Annotated in this window: 13 protein-coding genes and 1 tRNA gene; 12 read left to right on the forward strand and 2 right to left on the reverse strand. The window is 58.1% G+C overall.

What is annotated here, in order from left to right:
* The first annotated feature begins 16 nt into the window (after positions 1-16).
* The 3 genes from IPM59_07330 to thiD are packed head-to-tail and all read left to right on the forward strand — an operon-like array spanning position 17 to position 1,792.
* Positions 17-388, forward strand: a complete 372-nt coding sequence (locus IPM59_07330; protein MBK9215400.1) for a hypothetical protein — start codon at positions 17-19, stop codon at positions 386-388.
* The gene (locus tag IPM59_07335) at positions 345-992 is read left to right on the forward strand and encodes a thiamine phosphate synthase (GenBank protein ID MBK9215401.1); all 648 of its coding nucleotides are present in this window, start codon (positions 345-347) and stop codon (positions 990-992) included. Before IPM59_07330 ends, IPM59_07335 begins: the two co-directional genes overlap by 44 nt.
* Positions 989-1,792, forward strand: coding sequence for a bifunctional hydroxymethylpyrimidine kinase/phosphomethylpyrimidine kinase (gene thiD, locus IPM59_07340; GenBank protein ID MBK9215402.1), 804 nt, complete (start codon positions 989-991; stop codon positions 1,790-1,792). The genes IPM59_07335 and thiD overlap by 4 nt, the downstream gene beginning before the upstream one ends.
* Here the strand turns inward: thiD and IPM59_07345 are convergent, their stop codons facing one another.
* The gene (locus IPM59_07345; GenBank protein MBK9215403.1) at positions 1,793-2,656 is read right to left on the reverse strand and encodes a hypothetical protein; all 864 of its coding nucleotides are present in this window, start codon (positions 2,654-2,656) and stop codon (positions 1,793-1,795) included.
* A gap of 99 nt (positions 2,657-2,755) precedes the next feature.
* On the opposite strand from IPM59_07345, the gene IPM59_07350 reads away from it, so the two are divergent.
* The 7 genes from IPM59_07350 (at position 2,756) to ppk1 (ending at position 15,744) form a co-directional block, all read left to right on the forward strand.
* On the forward strand, positions 2,756-3,028 hold the full coding sequence (locus IPM59_07350) for an acylphosphatase (GenBank protein MBK9215404.1): 273 nt from the start codon (positions 2,756-2,758) through the stop codon (positions 3,026-3,028).
* 3 nt (positions 3,029-3,031) lie between these two features.
* The gene (locus IPM59_07355; GenBank protein ID MBK9215405.1) at positions 3,032-3,553 is read left to right on the forward strand and encodes an adenine phosphoribosyltransferase; all 522 of its coding nucleotides are present in this window, start codon (positions 3,032-3,034) and stop codon (positions 3,551-3,553) included.
* A gap of 77 nt (positions 3,554-3,630) precedes the next feature.
* Positions 3,631-3,707, forward strand: a tRNA-Arg gene (locus IPM59_07360).
* Positions 3,708-4,037: 330 nt separating this feature from the next.
* The gene (locus IPM59_07365; protein MBK9215406.1) at positions 4,038-11,273 is read left to right on the forward strand and encodes a carboxypeptidase regulatory-like domain-containing protein; all 7,236 of its coding nucleotides are present in this window, start codon (positions 4,038-4,040) and stop codon (positions 11,271-11,273) included.
* Positions 11,274-11,612: 339 nt separating this feature from the next.
* Positions 11,613-13,202, forward strand: coding sequence for an NAD(P)H-hydrate dehydratase (locus tag IPM59_07370; GenBank protein ID MBK9215407.1), 1,590 nt, complete (start codon positions 11,613-11,615; stop codon positions 13,200-13,202).
* Entirely contained in the window at positions 13,199-13,630 is a 432-nt protein-coding gene (gene tsaE, locus IPM59_07375; GenBank protein MBK9215408.1) for a tRNA (adenosine(37)-N6)-threonylcarbamoyltransferase complex ATPase subunit type 1 TsaE, read from the forward strand. Before IPM59_07370 ends, tsaE begins: the two co-directional genes overlap by 4 nt.
* Positions 13,630-15,744 carry a polyphosphate kinase 1 gene (gene ppk1, locus IPM59_07380; GenBank protein ID MBK9215409.1) on the forward strand — a complete coding sequence of 705 codons (2,115 nt, stop codon included), beginning with the start codon at positions 13,630-13,632 and terminating at the stop codon, positions 15,742-15,744. Before tsaE ends, ppk1 begins: the two co-directional genes overlap by 1 nt.
* Here ppk1 and IPM59_07385 read toward each other — a convergent pair.
* Positions 15,741-16,265 carry a class IV adenylate cyclase gene (locus tag IPM59_07385; GenBank protein MBK9215410.1) on the reverse strand — a complete coding sequence of 175 codons (525 nt, stop codon included), beginning with the start codon at positions 16,263-16,265 and terminating at the stop codon, positions 15,741-15,743. The genes ppk1 and IPM59_07385 overlap by 4 nt on opposite strands.
* Positions 16,266-16,425: 160 nt before the next feature.
* Here IPM59_07385 and IPM59_07390 point away from each other — a divergent pair, with 160 nt between their 5' ends.
* Both IPM59_07390 and IPM59_07395 read left to right on the forward strand, forming a co-directional pair.
* A complete protein-coding gene (locus IPM59_07390; GenBank protein MBK9215411.1) occupies positions 16,426-16,869 on the forward strand; it encodes a BrxA/BrxB family bacilliredoxin in 444 nt (147 codons plus the stop codon).
* Between the two features lie 108 nt (positions 16,870-16,977).
* A complete protein-coding gene (locus tag IPM59_07395) occupies positions 16,978-17,433 on the forward strand; it encodes a PilZ domain-containing protein (protein ID MBK9215412.1) in 456 nt (151 codons plus the stop codon).
* Positions 17,434-17,473: the final 40 nt, after the last annotated feature.

The following is a 17,473-nucleotide window of genomic DNA, read 5'->3' on the forward strand; positions in this document are numbered from 1 at the left end:
ACTATCGGCTTAGGGTATGAAGAAATCGGCCCTGCGCGCAAGGATGGTCACATTTCGGCTAACAGGCTATACTCTCGATATGGTCGAGCGGCTGACGGTCGTTTTCTTCATTATCCTGTGCGTTCTGCTCGGATGCTATCTGATCCTGGCCCCGTGGGACGCCCTTTTTGGCCCTTGGGGAGAGAACGCGTTGCTGGTCTATCTCTCCGACAAGACGGGCGCGCCGATCGTTCAACAGGCCGTCGCTTCGACATGGTTTCGCGGAGCGGTCACCGGTCTTGGGGCCCTCAATATTCTCATTGCCATTTGGGAACTCACTCATTTCCGACAGAGCGTTGACCTGCTTGTCAGCGGCTCAGGGCCCAACGACGATGCTGCCGACCGTTAGGCCTTTAACTTGTCTGATCACCGGCGGCCATGCGACCGATGATGACGCTGGGTCGCGACAGGATGTGCTCGAGGCGGTCCGTCTCGGGGTTGAGCACGCCGTTTCAATGGTCCAGGTTCGCGAAAAGCAACTCTCCGGACGGCATCTCTTCGACCTTGTGCGGGCAGGCGTTGATATTACACGCAATACACAGACCAAGCTCCTCGTCAACGACCGCGCCGATATCGCTGCGGCGGCCGGCGCCGATGGGGTGCAGCTGCGATCCGATTCCATGCCACCGTTCGTAGTCCGCTCGGCTTTCCCTGATCTGTTGATCGGAAGTTCGGTCCATTCTGCGGACGAGGCTGAGGCAGCATCGAGAGGTTCGGATTTCGTAATATTCGGCCCGGTCTTCGTTACGCCGGGAAAAGGCAGTCCCGCCGGGCTGGTCGAGCTTTCGGCAGTCTGTCGTCGACTATCCGATTTTCCGGTCATTGCGCTTGGCGGCATCGCGGCGGACAATGTCAGCGATGCCTTATCGGCCGGTGCAGCCGGAGTTGCCGCGATCCGAGCTATGAACGACCACGCAGAGTTGGCCGTCATCATGGAGATCATCAGTAAATGACTGCGTCGCGACAAAAGCCGCCCGTCTGCCTCACGATCGCCGGGCTTGACCCGTCGGGCGGAGCGGGGATCATCGCCGACATTAAGACGTTTGCACGGTTTGGCTGCTTTCCCACGGCCGCGATCACATCGGTGACCTTTCAGAACACGATGGGCGTATTCGGCGCGGTCCATCAAACGGCGGACTCGGTGCGCCGTCAGGCTGAGGCCGTTCTGGACGATTTTGAAGTGGCAGCCGTAAAGACAGGGATGCTGCCCACGCGTGAGGTGATAGAGGCGGTCGCGGCGATCATTACGGAGCGCGACCTGCGTAATGTAGTAGTCGATCCTGTCGTTCGATCAACCTCGGGCTATGATCTGATAGACGATGGCGCCCTCAATGCATTAACGAAACATCTCTTCCCGCTGGCTGCTCTGATCACGCCCAATATTCCTGAAGCGGAGCGTATCTCGGAGAAAGCGATCCGATCAGAGGCCGACATCGATAATGCCGCGCAGTTGATGCAGCGGCTCGGTGCGGCAAATGTCCTGATAAAGGGCGGACATTTCCAGCCGAACGGCTCTGAGCGTAAGGCCCAGGACTTTCTCTTTTTCGGCAGCGAACGGACCGTGTTCGACGCCGACTTTATTGATACCACCGCCACGCACGGCACCGGCTGCACGCTGGCGGCAGCGATCGCTGCAAATCTGGCGGCCGGGCTTGATCTCACCGAGTCGATAAAGGTCGCGAAGGACTTCGTGACCGAAGCGATCCGCAGTGCGCCGCATCTGGGCCACGGACACTCTCCGATCAATATCTGACTATTTGGCCGGCGTGAAGATGGTCGGCGACTGATAGGTCACCCCAAAGATGAATCCGCTGCGTGGGCTATATTTTGTCAGGCCGAAAGCCGCGGCCGTATCAAATCGCAGTCCCGACGCCTGAACCTGCGCCCCGATGCGAAATTGCCCGACGCTCTCGGTGCCTAGCGGCACCGTTCCGCCGCGAGTGTTCAAGCGGCCGTTGACCTCGCTGACGATGTTGACATGATTCGTCGCACGGAAGATACCGGCGACTCCATACAGCACCAGATCGTTTTGCGTGAAACGCTCGATCGGCGCGGTCATAATGACCATGCCAAGATTACCGATCGCCGTGAATCGAGGCACTTTCCCAACGTAGCTGCCGAACTTTTTCTGGGCGATGATCTTGCCAAATATGTTGATCTGGTTCGTGCCGATACCGCGGGCCTGATTGGTATTTGGCATCTGATAGCCGAACTTAAAACCGACGGCCGGCAGCTTTTTTGTCTCGTTCCGCAGCTTGATCTTGGCCGAGATCGTGAAATCGTCAAAATCGCTCGTCGAGTTGCCTGATACGCTTAATGGGATCGGTGACGAGCCCTGAGAGTTGATGGCGAGATAGTTGCGAAGTGCCCCTTCGATCTGCAGTTCGACATTTGGGGCAAAACCCGTCCGCAATCGAATATCGCCAACTCGGCTCAGATCGCCCGTCAGGCCTGACAGCGGAAACTTGGCGTCCTGGAAGAAATCGACGCCCGCTCCGATCTCGATCGCCCCCGCCGGAGTGATATCGATGTCGTCGGTGAGCAACGGCCGCTGTTGAGCCGGTGCCATTGCCGCGAACACGATCACGATGGCAAGAGTTAGGAGCACACGCCGCATTTGACTCATTCTGGCACCAATTCTGCGGTTTGTAAATCCGTTTCCGAGGGTTACCGTTCAGGTTTGCACAACGGCGAGCGTCGGGGCAGAATTACTGTAGTGATCGCCCGACGTTTTTTGATCAGCGGCCTCGTGCAGGGTGTCGGATTTCGCTTTTTTGTCCAGCGGTCCTCCGCGCGGCATCAGGTGCGAGGTTATGTCAAGAATCTGGCCGATGGCCGTGTCGAGGTCGTCGCGGAGGGGAGCGCGAGGGCCGTCGATGCGTTTCGACTCGATCTCGGAGCGGGGCCTGTATATTCGAGAGTTTCGGGCGTCGAGGAGATAGTTGTCGAGCCAAGCGGCTTATATTCAACATTTAGGATAGAACGTTAACATATGGAACATCTTAGAAACCTCATTCGCGAAGTGCCTGATTTTCCCAAACCGGGCATCAATTTTTACGACATCACGACGCTGCTGCTCGATCCTGATGGGCTGAAGAATACGATCGACGGCCTTATCAGCGAGCTGCCCGACGGCCGGATCGACACCGTTATCGGCATCGAATCGCGCGGATTTATCTTTGCGCCGTCTATCGCTTATCGGATCGGAGCCGGTTTTGTGCCGGTCAGGAAGCCCAAGAAGCTCCCTTCAGAGAAGGTGTCAATCTCATACGATCTCGAATATGGCCAAGACACGCTCGAGATGCACAAGGACGCGGTCGGCGACGGCCATCGGGTGCTGATCGTCGATGATCTGCTCGCGACCGGCGGCACTGCTCGTGCCGTTGCCGATCTGGTAGAGAGTGTCGGCGGGCAGGTCGCAGGATTACTCTTTGTAGTAGAATTGGACTTTCTCGGCGGCCGAGACAAATTGTCGTCCTATGACGTCAGGTCGCTTATTCACTACGACGAGTGATAGTGAAAGAGTGAAAACGTGAAAGAGTGAAAATGCTTTTTCACCGTTTTACTTTTGCCCTTTTTCACTGTCGTTGTGGTCCCGTAGCTCAGCTGTATAGAGCGTCCGCCTCCTAAGCGGAAGGTCGGTGGTTAGAATCCACCCGGGATCACCACCATCTGATCCGCGTTTCAGTCTTCGCTGGAACGCGGATTTGTTGTTTCTGCCCGGCTTCCAGTCCTTCCAAATTTGCGACGGCTGCTCTGTATTTTTTTCTCAATTTGTGACATCGGTCACAGACATTTCAGCAAAAGAGGTCTATTAGTTTTCCTAATCGCTGGATTTTGGATTCTGAGAGATGCTCCCACGGCAAAGGGGTTGGGGAGCATCTTCTTTTTTGCCCGCGAGAGTTTGATCGATCTTCATGCCCGCCTGTGAGGCAGGAGGTATCGGAGAAAGGGCTTTTCCATACGCGTTGAGAGCGATGATGCTGCGAGGTAAGACAATGAGATATTCATTAGCTGCACAAGCGATGTTGTTGGTGTTGGTTGGCCTTTTCTGGAGCGGAGCCGATCTCGCCCAGGCCGAGCTAGGCGAGCGCAGTCTTGTCGAACCCAGCGGGAGCGCGCGCTCGGGCGATTGGCTCGGAAGAGCATGGTGGGAGCCCCCCGATGACGCGATCAGCTATACCGGGACGACGTATTCGCAGAATTTTGATTCGCTTGCGTCGGCCGGCTCTGGAGTGGCGTGGACGAACGATTCGACATTACCCGGCTGGTTTCTCTATGCACAGCCCGCGCCGGGGACCGCTATAACGACATATAACGCAGACAGCGGCACCGCAAGCGGCGGCAGTTTCTACAGTTATGGAAGCACGGGCAGCAGTGAGCGTGCGCTCGGAGGCCTCGGGACGGGAGGCACGTATTTTGGTTCTCCATCGTCGGGTGCGATCGCGGGCTGGATCGCATTCTCTGCCACCAATGATACCGGGGCGACGATCAATGATGTGATTATTATCTTTGACGGAGAGCAATGGCGGAAGAGTGGAGATACTGTCGCCCAGTCGATGATATTCGAATATGGCATCGGCAGCAGCTTTGGAAGCGTTGGGACCTGGATAGCACCGGGCGGTAACTTTGACTGGGCTTCGCCGGTCTTTACGAGCGGAGGGGCGGCGGTCGATGGTAACGCCGCAGGAAAGGTAGCCGGCCGCGGCGGGACGATCTCGAGCCTTGGCTGGGACAACGGCGAGACGTTGTGGATCCGATGGGTCGAGCGAAACGATACCGGCAGCGATCACGCCCTGGCGATAGATGAATTCTCGCTATCGACGCCGGCAACTCCCACGCCCACGCCCACGCCCACACCAACACCTACACCAACTCCGACACCGACACCAAGCCCAACCCCAACCCCGACACCGACGCCAACGCCTCCACCGACGACGTGTTTGACGCCGGACAATGGTCTGGGGACCGCTGACCTTCCGACGCCATGCAGGTATCTTGGTGGGCCGATGGAAATATCGAGCGGGTTGCCGCCCGGCACAAAGATCCTTAGCGCGGCATCGCTTGACACAAACACGAGCATCGTCCGGACGCCGGGCGGCCCGTTAGGCGGCGAGCGGGATCAGTTCCATAGCAGGCTGCGGCTGGTCATGAGAGGAACCGGAGCTCTGGCCGCGTATATCAAGATCCAGGACATACCCGGCGAGGTGACCATTGACAATGGGCCGCGCGTCCTGGGTGCACCGGTCCAGTCGTTCCCGACCGAGATGGCGGGCCTGCAGGCGCAGATTACAGGCGATCCCGACTTTGACCTGCTGAGGATTACGGCGGGCAGCAGTTTTGGAATGCCGAGCCCGGGCCATACGACGCTGACGCAATTACCGGGCGGCAGTTGGGCCGTTGACAGCTTTTTTGACATCACATATCGCATCGATTTTGTCGGAAAGGCCGGTGGGCCGCTGAGCGGAATGTCAGGCTCGACGACGGGCACGATCCGCATGCATCAGGTCCGCGGGCCGGTCGCGCCAACGGAGTGCCAGCCGTTAGACAATGGCGGGGGCACGGCCGACCTGCCGGCACCGTGTCCGTACCGGGGATGGCCGTTGTCCGTTATCGAGGGGCTCCCGCCCGGCACGACGATACAAAGCGACGGGTTCTTTGACGTTTTCACGGGTATTGTTCGCACGCCCGGCGGCCCGCTGGGCGGTGAGATCGAGCAGTTTTCGAGCACACTGACGATGGACATGGGCGGGACCGGAAATCTGAGCGGATATCACCGGCAAATTCCAATGCAGGTCCAGTGCGAGGTCCACACCGGCCCGCGCGTGCCCGGCGCCCCTGTGCAGTCATTCCCGACCGATATGTTCAGATGCCAGGGACAGCTTCCGACGGGCGATCCGGACTTTGACCTGCTGCGCATTACTGCGGGTTCTGGCTTTGGCCTGCCGAGCCCGGGCCATACGACGTTGACTCAGCTGCCGGGCGGGCACTGGAACGTCGATAGTTTCTTTGACATCACTTATCGGATCGACTTTGTCGGCGCTCCTGGCGGGCCGGTTGGCGGGATGTCAGGCTCTACGACGGCGACGATCCGGATGCAGCAAGGCATACCGTTCGCTCCACCGGCCGCGGATCTGGTAGTGACAAAGACGGACTCGGCGGATCCGGTGACGGAGGGCGATCAGTTCACTTATACGATAAGGGTGCAGAATAATGGCCCTGACACGGCGACAAACGTGACCGTTTCGGACCCATTGCCGCTGCCGCTCTCGTTTTTTGATATTACGTATGACCTGAATATCGAGGCGGGTGACCAACTGATCCAGACGATACCGGGCGCGCCGCCTACAACAGGGACGATACTTCAGCCGCCGCCGCTGCCGGCGGGGTTCTTTGGGCCCGGATCCGACCCGTTCAGCGGACAGGTATTCTTCGGGCCGGGGGCGGTGACATCGCCGACGGACGATGGTAATGGCACGTGTCTCGGCCCGGCGGGGCTGGGCAACGGGCCGAATGGGAAACATGAGGGCACGACGTCCGATCCGGGCTGCGCCCCGGTGCTGCCACTGCCGGATACGATCGTCCGGCGATCGGGCGACGGACATATTCCGATGCCGGGCGGCACAGACGTGGTCCCGATCGAGCTTGTCGCGCTCGAACTGCGGAGCGCCCAGCCGATAACGATCACCTACGGCAGCTCACCCCCGGAACTGTGGGATGTCAAAGCGGTGCTGCCGCCGGGCCCACAGCCGGTCGGTTCGATGACCCTGAACCGGATGAGCGTGAATGGCGGCACGTTTAGCTCGACGCTTCCGGTTCAGGCTAAATTCGTATTTACACGGGCGGCTCCGCCCGGCGGCCCGCTGGAATGTCCGATCCCAACCATTTTTAATCAGTCGGGGACATTTACATCACAGGGCTTCACCTGCACGACGCCGCCGCCCGGCCTGAACGGGACCGTTACCTGCACCGGCGGACGGATACCGGCGGGCGAATACGCTGACATACGCATAACCGTGACGGCCTCGCCCGGCTCGGGCGGTCAGACGGTGACCAACAGCGCTTCGGCATCGGCAACCGAGTCAGACCCAACGCCGACTAACAACATTGAGGACGAGACGACCGATATCCTGGCCCCAACGCCGACGCCGACACCGACACCTACGCCGACGCCGACACCTACGCCGACGCCAACGCCGACGCCAACGCCGGTGGCCGCTTATGTAGGAGAGAATGCGGCGACGGACTTTGTGATCACCAATGATGTGGCACCGGCCGGGCTCTCCACAGGCGACACGGTCACATGGAACCCCGACGGCACGCAGCATCCGCTCGGAACGGTGACCGGGCTTATCTTCGACTATCAGGCATTCGCAACCGTCCAGGGCGGGATAAATGCCGTAACGCCGGGCGGAACGGTCTATGTCGAGGCGGGAACTTACACCGAGAATGTGGTACTGAACAAGAGCGCCACTTTGAGCGGTGCCCAGGACAACGTCGACGCCCGTACGCGACCGGGCACGAACGAAGCTATTGTCACGCCGGCAAGTGCCGCTCGTGCCCTTGAACTGCAGACAGGGTCGGCCGGATCTGTGATCAACGGCTTTACCTTCTCGGGCGGCACGCTTGTCGGGTCATCGGGCCTCATTGAATCAACTTCGGGGCCGCTCAACGGCCTCCAGATGCTGAACAACCGGTTCACGTCGTTCCCGGGCCGTGCGGTCAACCTGAATGACAGCGGGACCGATATAACGGCGAACCAGAACCTCGTCGAAGGCTCAGGCAACACGACAGCGGTCAGCGGCGTCTTCCATCTGGACACGGACACCTTCCACGGGTTCCATTTCACCAACAATACGGTGCGGAACGCCGACTTTACCGAAGGCTTCTTTGTTGACGGTAATCACAATGTGGGCCCGAGCGGGATGCGTAATCCGTCGATCAGCGGCAACCTGTTCCACAACAACAATGTCGGCGTTAATCTCGGGACCCGTGCCTTTGGCTCGTTTGCGACGCCTAACGCCGGCACGATCTCGAATAACACATTCAGCAACAACGACTTTGACGGCCTGCAGGGCGGCATGCAGAATGTGGCGATCACCGGCAACTTCTTTACCGGTAATGAACGCCACGGCTTGGCACTGACGAGCTTTGGCAATACGAACCCGGATCGCGGTGCTCAGAACAACACGATCACAGGCAACTGCTTTACGGGCAACGGCCTTGTGGTGGCCGGTACAAGCGCCGGGGTCTCGTTCAGTGCGACTCAGGCGGCGGGGACGATCTCGACCAATCAGTTCAACCAGAACAATCTCGGCGGCAACAATCTTGGTGCGACCTACACCGGCACTGAGACGATCAATGCCGAGAACAATTACTGGGGATCGCCGACAGGCCCGACCCATGCGAGCAATCCGGGCGGCATTGGTGATGCGGTCAATGGAGCAACGGTCGATCTCGTTCCGTTCCTCATTTCGCCGGCCGTGATAGCGGGCTGTATGCTGCCTCCGGCACCGACGCCGACACCAACTCCAACACCGACGCCAACGCCGACACCGACACCAACGCCGACACCGACGCCGACACCTACGCCGACGCCGTCGCCGACGTGTTATCCGGCACCGAGCGGGATGGTGGCGTGGTATAAGGGCGAGAACAACGCCAGCGACGCGACCGGCCTTAACAACGGCACGCTCCAAGGCGGAGCGGGCTTTGCGGCCGGCATGGTCGGCCAGGCGTTCAGCCTGAACGGGACGAGCGGCTATGTTGAGGCGCCGAGCAGCCCGACGCTCGATATAACCGGAAACGAAGTGACGATCGACGGCTGGATCTACCCGGCCGCGGCCATGACCGGCGAACAGTGGTTCTTCGGCAAGTCGCAGAACGGTTACATTCCGTACGCGCTCCAATGGGAAACAGGGACGATCGTTGCGCGGGCCAACGGCGTGATCACGACCTTTGTCTACGCCCCGCCCGCCAACACGTGGACGCATCTAACGCTTGTTTATAACGGTGCGGTCAACCCAAGCACAACGATCTATGTAAACGGCGCAGTGCTAACCACATCGAACACGGTATCGGGCGTATTATCGAGTACAAATGCCCCATTCGTGATAGGGGCCTTCGGCGGCGACCACCAGCGGTTCTTCAACGGAAGGGCCGATGAGGTTGAGGTCTTCAATCGTGCCCTTACGGCCGCCGAGGTCTTTGGCATATACAACGCCGGAAGCGCCGGCAAGTGCCCGCTGCCGACGCCGACTCCGACGCCGACACCGCCGGATCCTGCACCAACGGCGGTGGGGAATTCTGTGGACATCACTGCACCGGGCGGTGTGATGCACTTCTTTGACGTGACATACACGGACACGGGCTTTAATGCGGGGATGAATGTCTCTTCGCTCGACGGCGGTGACGTACGCGTAACGGGGCCGGGCGGCTTCGACGTGCCTGCGGCGTACTTTATCGTGGACAACCCGACAAACGGCACGCCAAGGACGGCCCAGTACGGGATCATCCCGCCGGGCGGGACGTGGGACTTTGCCGATAACGGGACGTATCAGATCGTGGTTCAGCCGACGCAGGTGGCAGACATCGGGCCAAACTTTGTAGCAACGGGCACTGTGGAGACATTCACGGTGAATATACCCTTCGTAACCCCAAGCCCGACGCCAACTCCAACTCCGACACCGACGCCGACACCAACGCCGACGCCGACACCTACACCTACGCCGACACCTACGCCGACGCCAACACCGACACCTACACCGACACCTACGCCGACGCCAACACCGACACCTACACCGACGCCAACACCGACGCCGACGCCGACGCCAACTCCAACACCGACGCCAACGCCGACACCGACGCCGACGCCGACGCCGACACCGACGCCGACGCCGACGCCGACGCCGACGCCGACGCCGACACCTACACCAACGCCGACGCCTACACCGACGCCGACACCGACGCCAACACCGACGCCGACACCAACGCCGACGCCTACACCGTCGCCTACGCCGTTCATTACATTCGGCTCTCTGACGTATATAGAGGACGAATCACAGACGGCCGTGATCGAGATAGTGAGAACGGGAGACCTGTCAGGCACAAATACAGTGACGTTCTCGACCTCTGACGGCACGGCAACCGGCGGAGCGGCCTGTACTTCGGGGATAGACTACATAACGGTCACGGGACAGGTAGTGACGTTCAACCCGATGGAGACGCTGAAGCTGGTAAATGTCACAGTGTGCGGCGATGTGATACCTGAGCCGAACCAGACGGTTAACCTGCATCTGACTGGGCCATTCACGGGCCGCGAGGCAGAGGGCCACTCTTACATGCCTGAGGCCCAGAACGCCGTTCTGAACATCAACGACACGGCGAGCCAGTTCCGCAATGCCGACCCGATGTGCGTAACGCTGGCCGGAACGGCCGCTCCGTATCCGTCACAACTCACCGTCTCGAATGCCCCGCTGGCCCTTGGGTCGATGCGTGTGACGCTGTATGACCTGTCATACACGGTGCCTGACAACATAGACGCCCTGCTGGTAGGCCCGCTGGGGCAGAAGTTCGTGATCATGGGCGATTCGGGCGGAGCACTGGCCATCCCGACGGGCAACCCCGTGACGCTCAGCTTTACGGATGCCGGTACGGGCGTGCTGCCAAATGCAGGGCCGCTTGCATCAGGGAACTTTGAACCGACAACGTGGGAGTCGCCTGTCACTAACTTCCCGGGAGCGGCACCACCGGGGCCGTACTCTGAGCCGGGCAGCACCATAGGCGGCACGGGCACACAGACGTTCTTTGGCAACTACGGCCTGACGAACGCCAATGGCACATGGAACCTCTACATCCGCGATGACGCTGGCAACCCGCTGCACGCACCTGAGTCCATATCAGGCTGCTTTGCGGGCGGCTGGGGCCTTGAGTTCTTTGCGACAACGGCCGCACAAGCCTCGATCTCAGGCCGCGTGATGACAGCCGACGGGCGGCCTATACGCAACGCAACGGTCACCATCACCGGCAATTCGCTCAGCGAACCGCGTGTGGTCCAGACCGGCTCATTCGGCTACTACTCATTCGACGGCCTTGCCACCGGCGAGACGTATGTTGTCACCGTCAGCCAACGCCGCTTCATCTTCCAAACCCCAAGCCGCGTTGTCACCCTCACAGACAACATCGCCGACCTCGACTTCATCGCCGGGCCCGGCCCGGAGGTGATGGACCCGTAAATACGGGGCCATGATCGTCCGCTATGCGGATGCTTTGGGCGAGACGTGTACGGTCTCGCCTATTTTTTTCTGCGGATCAAAATGCATGGAAATGTGGAACCAATTCGCGAATGACCGTTTCTATTACTTGAACGGAAGATAAGCGTGTAAGAGCACAGTGGCAAACATTTTGACTGCCGCTCTTAGAAACTTGAGTTCGTTCACGATCTCCAACTTGATCCGAGCCGCGTCTCCGATGGGACGCGGCCTTTTTCATTTAACCGCGAAATACACGAAAGAGGCGAAAAGAAGAACGCATGCTTTCGTGACTTTCGTTTATTTCGCGGTCAATATGTCTTTATGCAAAAGGTGCTGACAGCCGCCCAAATGCGCGAGGTCGACCGGCTGACGACCGAGCGTTACGGCATTCCGTCGATCCTGTTGATGGAGAATGCGGCCCACGCCGTGGCGCGCGTCATCACCGAAAAACTTGGCGGATCGGTCAAGGGCAAGTCGATCCTGATCCTGTGCGGGAAGGGCAATAATGGCGGCGATGGGGCGGCGGTAGGCTGGAAGCTTGCCATCGCGGATGCCGCGGTCGAGATCCTGCTTTTTGGAAAAGCTGCTGATACGAAGGGCGACGCGCGAATCAATTTTGATGCGGCCGAGCGATCTGTTGATTTTCTGAGAGAGATAAATTCGCAAGAGGAGTTTGATGCCTGGCTGGCCAAGTCTTTTCAGGATTGGGACGTTGTTGTGGATGCAGTTTTCGGGACGGGACTGAACCGTCCACTGGATAGCTGGCTTGGGAATGTTATTCGAGAGATCAATTTCCACAACGAAGCCAACCGGCCCGCCGGCCGTTTGGCGATCTCCGTCGACATCCCTTCCGGGCTGAATTCAGACCTCTCCGAACCGATCGGTGAAGCGTTTCAGGCAGACATTACGGTCGCATTCTCGGCTCCCAAACCTGCAAATGTGCTGGCACCCGCGTCGAGTTACGGAGGCGAACTGATCGTTGCTGAGATCGGCTCGCCATCTGAGTTCGTTGAGCAGTTCGAATCCCAAATGTATCTGGCCGATTGTGACGATGCGTACAACTGGCTGTTCGAAACGCCATTTCTACACGATTCCTACAAAAACAAACGCGGTCACGCCCTGATCGCTGCTGGTTCTGAGGATTATTCCGGTGCAGCGGTTTTGGCCGGGAATGCGGCGATGCGGTCGGGGGTTGGGTTGGTGACGTTGGCGTGTCCGGCGGGGGCCAAGGCTGAGATCGCGTCGCGGTTGCTGCCGGAGGTGATACTTTCGACCATCGAGTCGGAAGAGTTTGGCGGGCATCTTGAAAAGGCCGATGCGATCGCTGTTGGGTGTGGGCTCGATGCAAATGATGAAGAAATTGAGAAGATTGTTCGCAAGATCGTCGCGACGCGGACAAAGCCTGTCATCGTCGATGCGGGCGCCCTGTCAGTCCTTGCACCAAACTCCGATAATGCGAACTGGCCGCCCGCTTACGCAGGCGGTTCTGACCTGATACTGACGCCGCACGAGGGCGAGTTTTTGCGGCTGCTCGGGACGGATGACACGGACGCGGTGAAAGATCGAGTTGCCGCTGTTCGTGACTTTGCCACAAAAAATGACGTCATCCTCGTACTGAAAGGTGAACGTGTGTTGATCGGTCATCCCGACGGCCGCGTTGTCGTTAATCCGACAGGAAACTCGGGCTTAGGCAAGGCGGGGAATGGCGACACGCTGACGGGAATTCTAGCGGGCTTTGTCGCGCAGGCGGGAACGATGGGCATTGACATATTCGAGACAGTCGTCGCGGCCGTTTATGTGGCCGGAATGGCCGGTGATGCTGCCGAGAAAAAGTATGGAAAGCGTGTAATGACCGCGTCGGATGTGCGTGAATGTCTGGCTGAGGTGTTTGACGAGCTAAGCAGCAGATGACCGGTGAATATCCCTCAACCTCGCCCGACGAGACGTTCGGACTCGGTGAAAAGCTCGGCAATTCGCTCACATCGGGCGATATTGTGCTGCTCTACGGCGGCCTCGGAACCGGAAAGACGCTGCTGACCAAGGGCATCTTGCACGGGCTTGACGACGACGTCGATGAGGTGACCAGCCCGAGTTTTGCGCTCGTTAATCTCTATCGGACGCCGCGATTTGATGTCTTTCATATAGACCTCTGGCGGCTCGATGCGTCGGATGATCCAGCCAGTGATGTCGGCCTTGAGGAAATACTCGCTAATGACGACGCTGTAACGATCATCGAGTGGGCGGATCGGCTAAAAGCTGTCCCTGAAGGGCACCGGATAATTACGATCGAGATAACCGGTGATGGTGATTCGCTCCGTGAGATAGTCATTAGGCAATGATGGATGCTGAGGCAAAAGGCTTGACCGCAGTAGCATCGGTGGATGCTATTCATTTGGCGAGGGATGAGAGGCTCTTCAATCGCGAACTGAGCTGGCTCGAATTCAACCGTCGAGTGCTCGGCGAGGCGCTCGATGAAACGCTGCCGGTGCTGGAGAGGGTCAAGTTCCTTTCGATCTTCTCTACCAATCTCGACGAGTTCTTTATGATCCGCGTCTCCGGGCTGATGCAGCAGCAAGCCGAGGGTGTCAGCAGGCTATCACCTGACGGGCTGACCTCGGCCGAGCAACTCAGCGCGATTCGAGAGCGGCTGCAGCCGATGCTTAGGCTTCAGGCTAAGTATCTGAGGAAGAAAGTCTTTGCTGACCTAAAGAAGGCGGGAATCAAGATCGAACGATATGAGAGCTTGACGCTATCGGAAAAGAGGCAGCTTGACGAATATTTCCGGGCGAATATCTTCCCATTGCTGACACCTCAGGCCATTGATCGCAACCAACCTTTTCCGTATGTATCAAACCTTAATCTGAACCTCGGACTCTATATCTCGGCTGATCCCTTAACCGAAACTGAAGTCATCCATACGAACGGCGGAAGGCGTCTCGTACGGATAAAAGTCCCACCGGCCGTTCCCAGGTTAATTCCGGTTGGTTCGGGTATGAGGAGATTCGTGTTGGCCGAGGACGTGGTTTCAGCGAACGTGGGTGAGCTATTTCCCGGGATGAAGGCCGGCGAGGTATTTCTCTTTCGCGTGACGCGTGACGCCGAGATCGAACTGCGGCAAGACGAGGCCGGCGATCTTCTCAGTACGCTTGAACGCGAACTGCGTCGCCGCGACGACCGCTTTCCAGTCCGCCTTGAGGTTGCCGGAGCGATGCCGGACAAGATGGTCAAACAGCTTGCAAAAGGCATTGGCGTATCCCGTAACGATGTGGAGCGCGTCGAAGGCTTCTTCAATATCTCGGACCTGATGCAGCTTTACGACCTCGATCGTTCGGACCTGAAGGACCTACCGTTTCGGACAGTCTTTCCTCAGATGATGCAACAGCCTGAGAGTATATTTGCCATCCTCAAGCGCGGCGACATTCTGCTCCATCATCCCTACACGTCGTTCGAGGCGGTTACGGATCTTCTCGCTGAGGCAGCAGAGGATCCAGAGGTACAAGCGATAAAGATATGCCTCTACCGCACGGGAAAGGACTCGCAAGTCGTTGATTCGCTGATCGAAGCAAGCCGCCGAGGAAAGCAAGTGACGGCGCTTGTTGAGCTTATGGCCCGGTTCGATGAGGAGAACAATATCGAGTGGGCGAGACGACTGGAAAACGCGGGCGTTCAAGTCGTCTACGGTATCAAGGGCATAAAGACGCACGGCAAGGTCCTGCTTGTGGTTCGCCGCGAACACGACGGTTTGCGGTCCTATGTACATATCTCGACAGGTAATTACAATCGGATAACCGCCGCGACTTACACGGACGTCGGGCTCCTGACCGCAGATCGGGAGATCACCGGTGATGCCACGGAACTGTTCAACTTTCTGACGGGATACTCTCGTCCCGTGGAATGGAAGCGCCTGATCATATCACCCGTGGATCTGCGCGAATGGCTGATCTCTCTCATCCGCCGCGAGGCCCAAAACAAGCAGGACGGCCGGCCGGCGCGGATCATCATCAAGGCGAACAGCCTGACTGATGTTGAGGTCATTGAAGAGTTGTATTCGGCGTCCCAGGCCGGTGTGGACATCGACCTGGTGATCCGGGGAATTTGCTGTCTCAGGCCTGGTGTTAAGGGCATGTCCGAGAACATTCGTGTTCGTTCGATCGTCGGCCGTTTTCTCGAACACAGCAGGATATATTCATTTGCCAGTGGCGGCGAAGATAAGGTTTATATCGGCAGTTCCGACATCATGCAACGCAACTTTGACCGTCGTGTCGAGGTTCTGGTGCCCGTGCTTAACGCGGCGGCGCGACGATACCTGACGGACACGGTCCTCGACGCGTATCTCCGTGATCAGGCGAACGCATGGGCGCTCATGCCGGACGGTTCTTATGAGAGGGTTGCGGCAAACGGGTGCGGTTTCGATTCGCAGGCCTTCTTTATCGGGCGAGACACGCTGGATTAGTTGCGACGCTTCTTTTTTCGACTGAATCGAGACTCGATCACGCCGCTGCGGGTTGTCCGGCCGAATCTGAGCGTAAGCCGTGGGTAGCCGCGAGCCTCGGATTCGAGCTCGTCGGCACCGAGCAGCCTCTCCGCTCGTCTGATCTCTCTCGTCGGACCTTCGATCTCCATATAAAAACCAAATGGCAACTCGTCAAGAACTACCTCGACCTTTCCGAGTTTCCAGGCTTTGCGTCGCTTTTCGTATACGATAGCCAATTCATACCCGAGCCTCTCGATAATGCTCTCGGTCGCTTCAAGATCTGAAACGACCGTTTCGAACTCGATCTGGCGCTTGAGGTCGCCCGCCGCATTGACCTTTTCTTTATACGTCAAAGTGTTTCCTTCGTTGGTTTTCCGTATGCGAAGAAATGCATTTCTCTCTGCGAGATCGCCACCGCGATGCAGATAGTTCTCCTCGAAGCTCTCATAGGCGAAAACAGCCCCAAGCTCCGCAAGCCGTGCCGTAAGTTCGAAAAGCATCTTCTTGTCAATTCTGTATTTTTTTTCGATCTCGAGTGCCATGCGCGTAATTCTAAGTTTTTACATGGAGCGTCCGCAATATGTAAGCCGTCTTGACTAAATTGCCTGTAGAACGGATACTTGAAAAAAAGTTCAGGATTACCTGACTTCGAGAATACTTATGCCATATCCAGAAATGATGATCCACGGGATGCGGTCTGAGCTTGCTCAGCTCGGCATCGAAGAGACAAAGACGTCTGAGGCCGTGACCGACGCCGTAACCAATACCGACGGCACCGTTATGGTCGTCGTAAATTCCGTTTGCGGCTGTGCTGCCGGCGGCGTCAGGCCGGGCATCGCGATGGCCTTGCAGCATTCGGATGCAAAGCCGGATCGGTCGATCACCGTATTTGCCGGGGCTGACATCGACGCGACTGAGACGGCTCGCGAATATTTCACCGGCTACATGCCGTCATCGCCGTCGATAGCATTCCTTAAGGGCGGCCAGCTCGTCGGGATGTTCGAGCGTCGCGATCTCGAGGGGCGTCCGCCGCAGATGATCGCCGAATCGCTAATCGAGGCTTTCAACACGCACTGCAGCAAGGCCGAGGCCGTCAACAACTAACCTACTATTCGATTTTTACGGGGCGTGACAACTAGTTGTTGCGCCCTTTTGCCCTTAGCGGCTAGAATTGAATCAGCCCAAAAGCGTTCCGACCGGGCCGTCGCCACAATGTCGATAAATCAACGAAAACACATACGCTTTTCGCTGGATATACCGGCATTTATCTACTCAAAATTTGGCGAACGGCAGGAGACGTTGCTGCAGCAGATCTCGATCGGCGGGTGCTTTACGGGCTGGGAAGAGAATATCTACATCGGTGATGAATTCCGCATGGAAATTCAATTGCCGAATGGCAATTATCTGCCTCTCCACTGCAAGGCGCTCTATCGCTTTGAGCACACCGGCATCGGTATCAAGTTCCTCGACATCAGCGAGTTTGAACAGGAACTCATTTCAAAGATCATTGCCCACAAACTCGACGAAGAGGGCGTTCCGCTTCAGGTCGATCCGTTCGAACTGCCGCCGACCTTCGTCGCCGACGACCCGAGCCCGCGGATCAGTGACATTCGCCAGGTCCGCGACGCGATGCTCGCGAAGATCATGGCGGCGGATGACGGTGTCTAAGTCGAAGAATTAGCCACGAATGCACGAATGAAGATCTTAT

The sequence above is a fragment of the Chloracidobacterium sp. genome (genome assembly GCA_016715795.1).
GTDB lineage: Bacteria > Acidobacteriota > Blastocatellia > Pyrinomonadales > Pyrinomonadaceae > OLB17.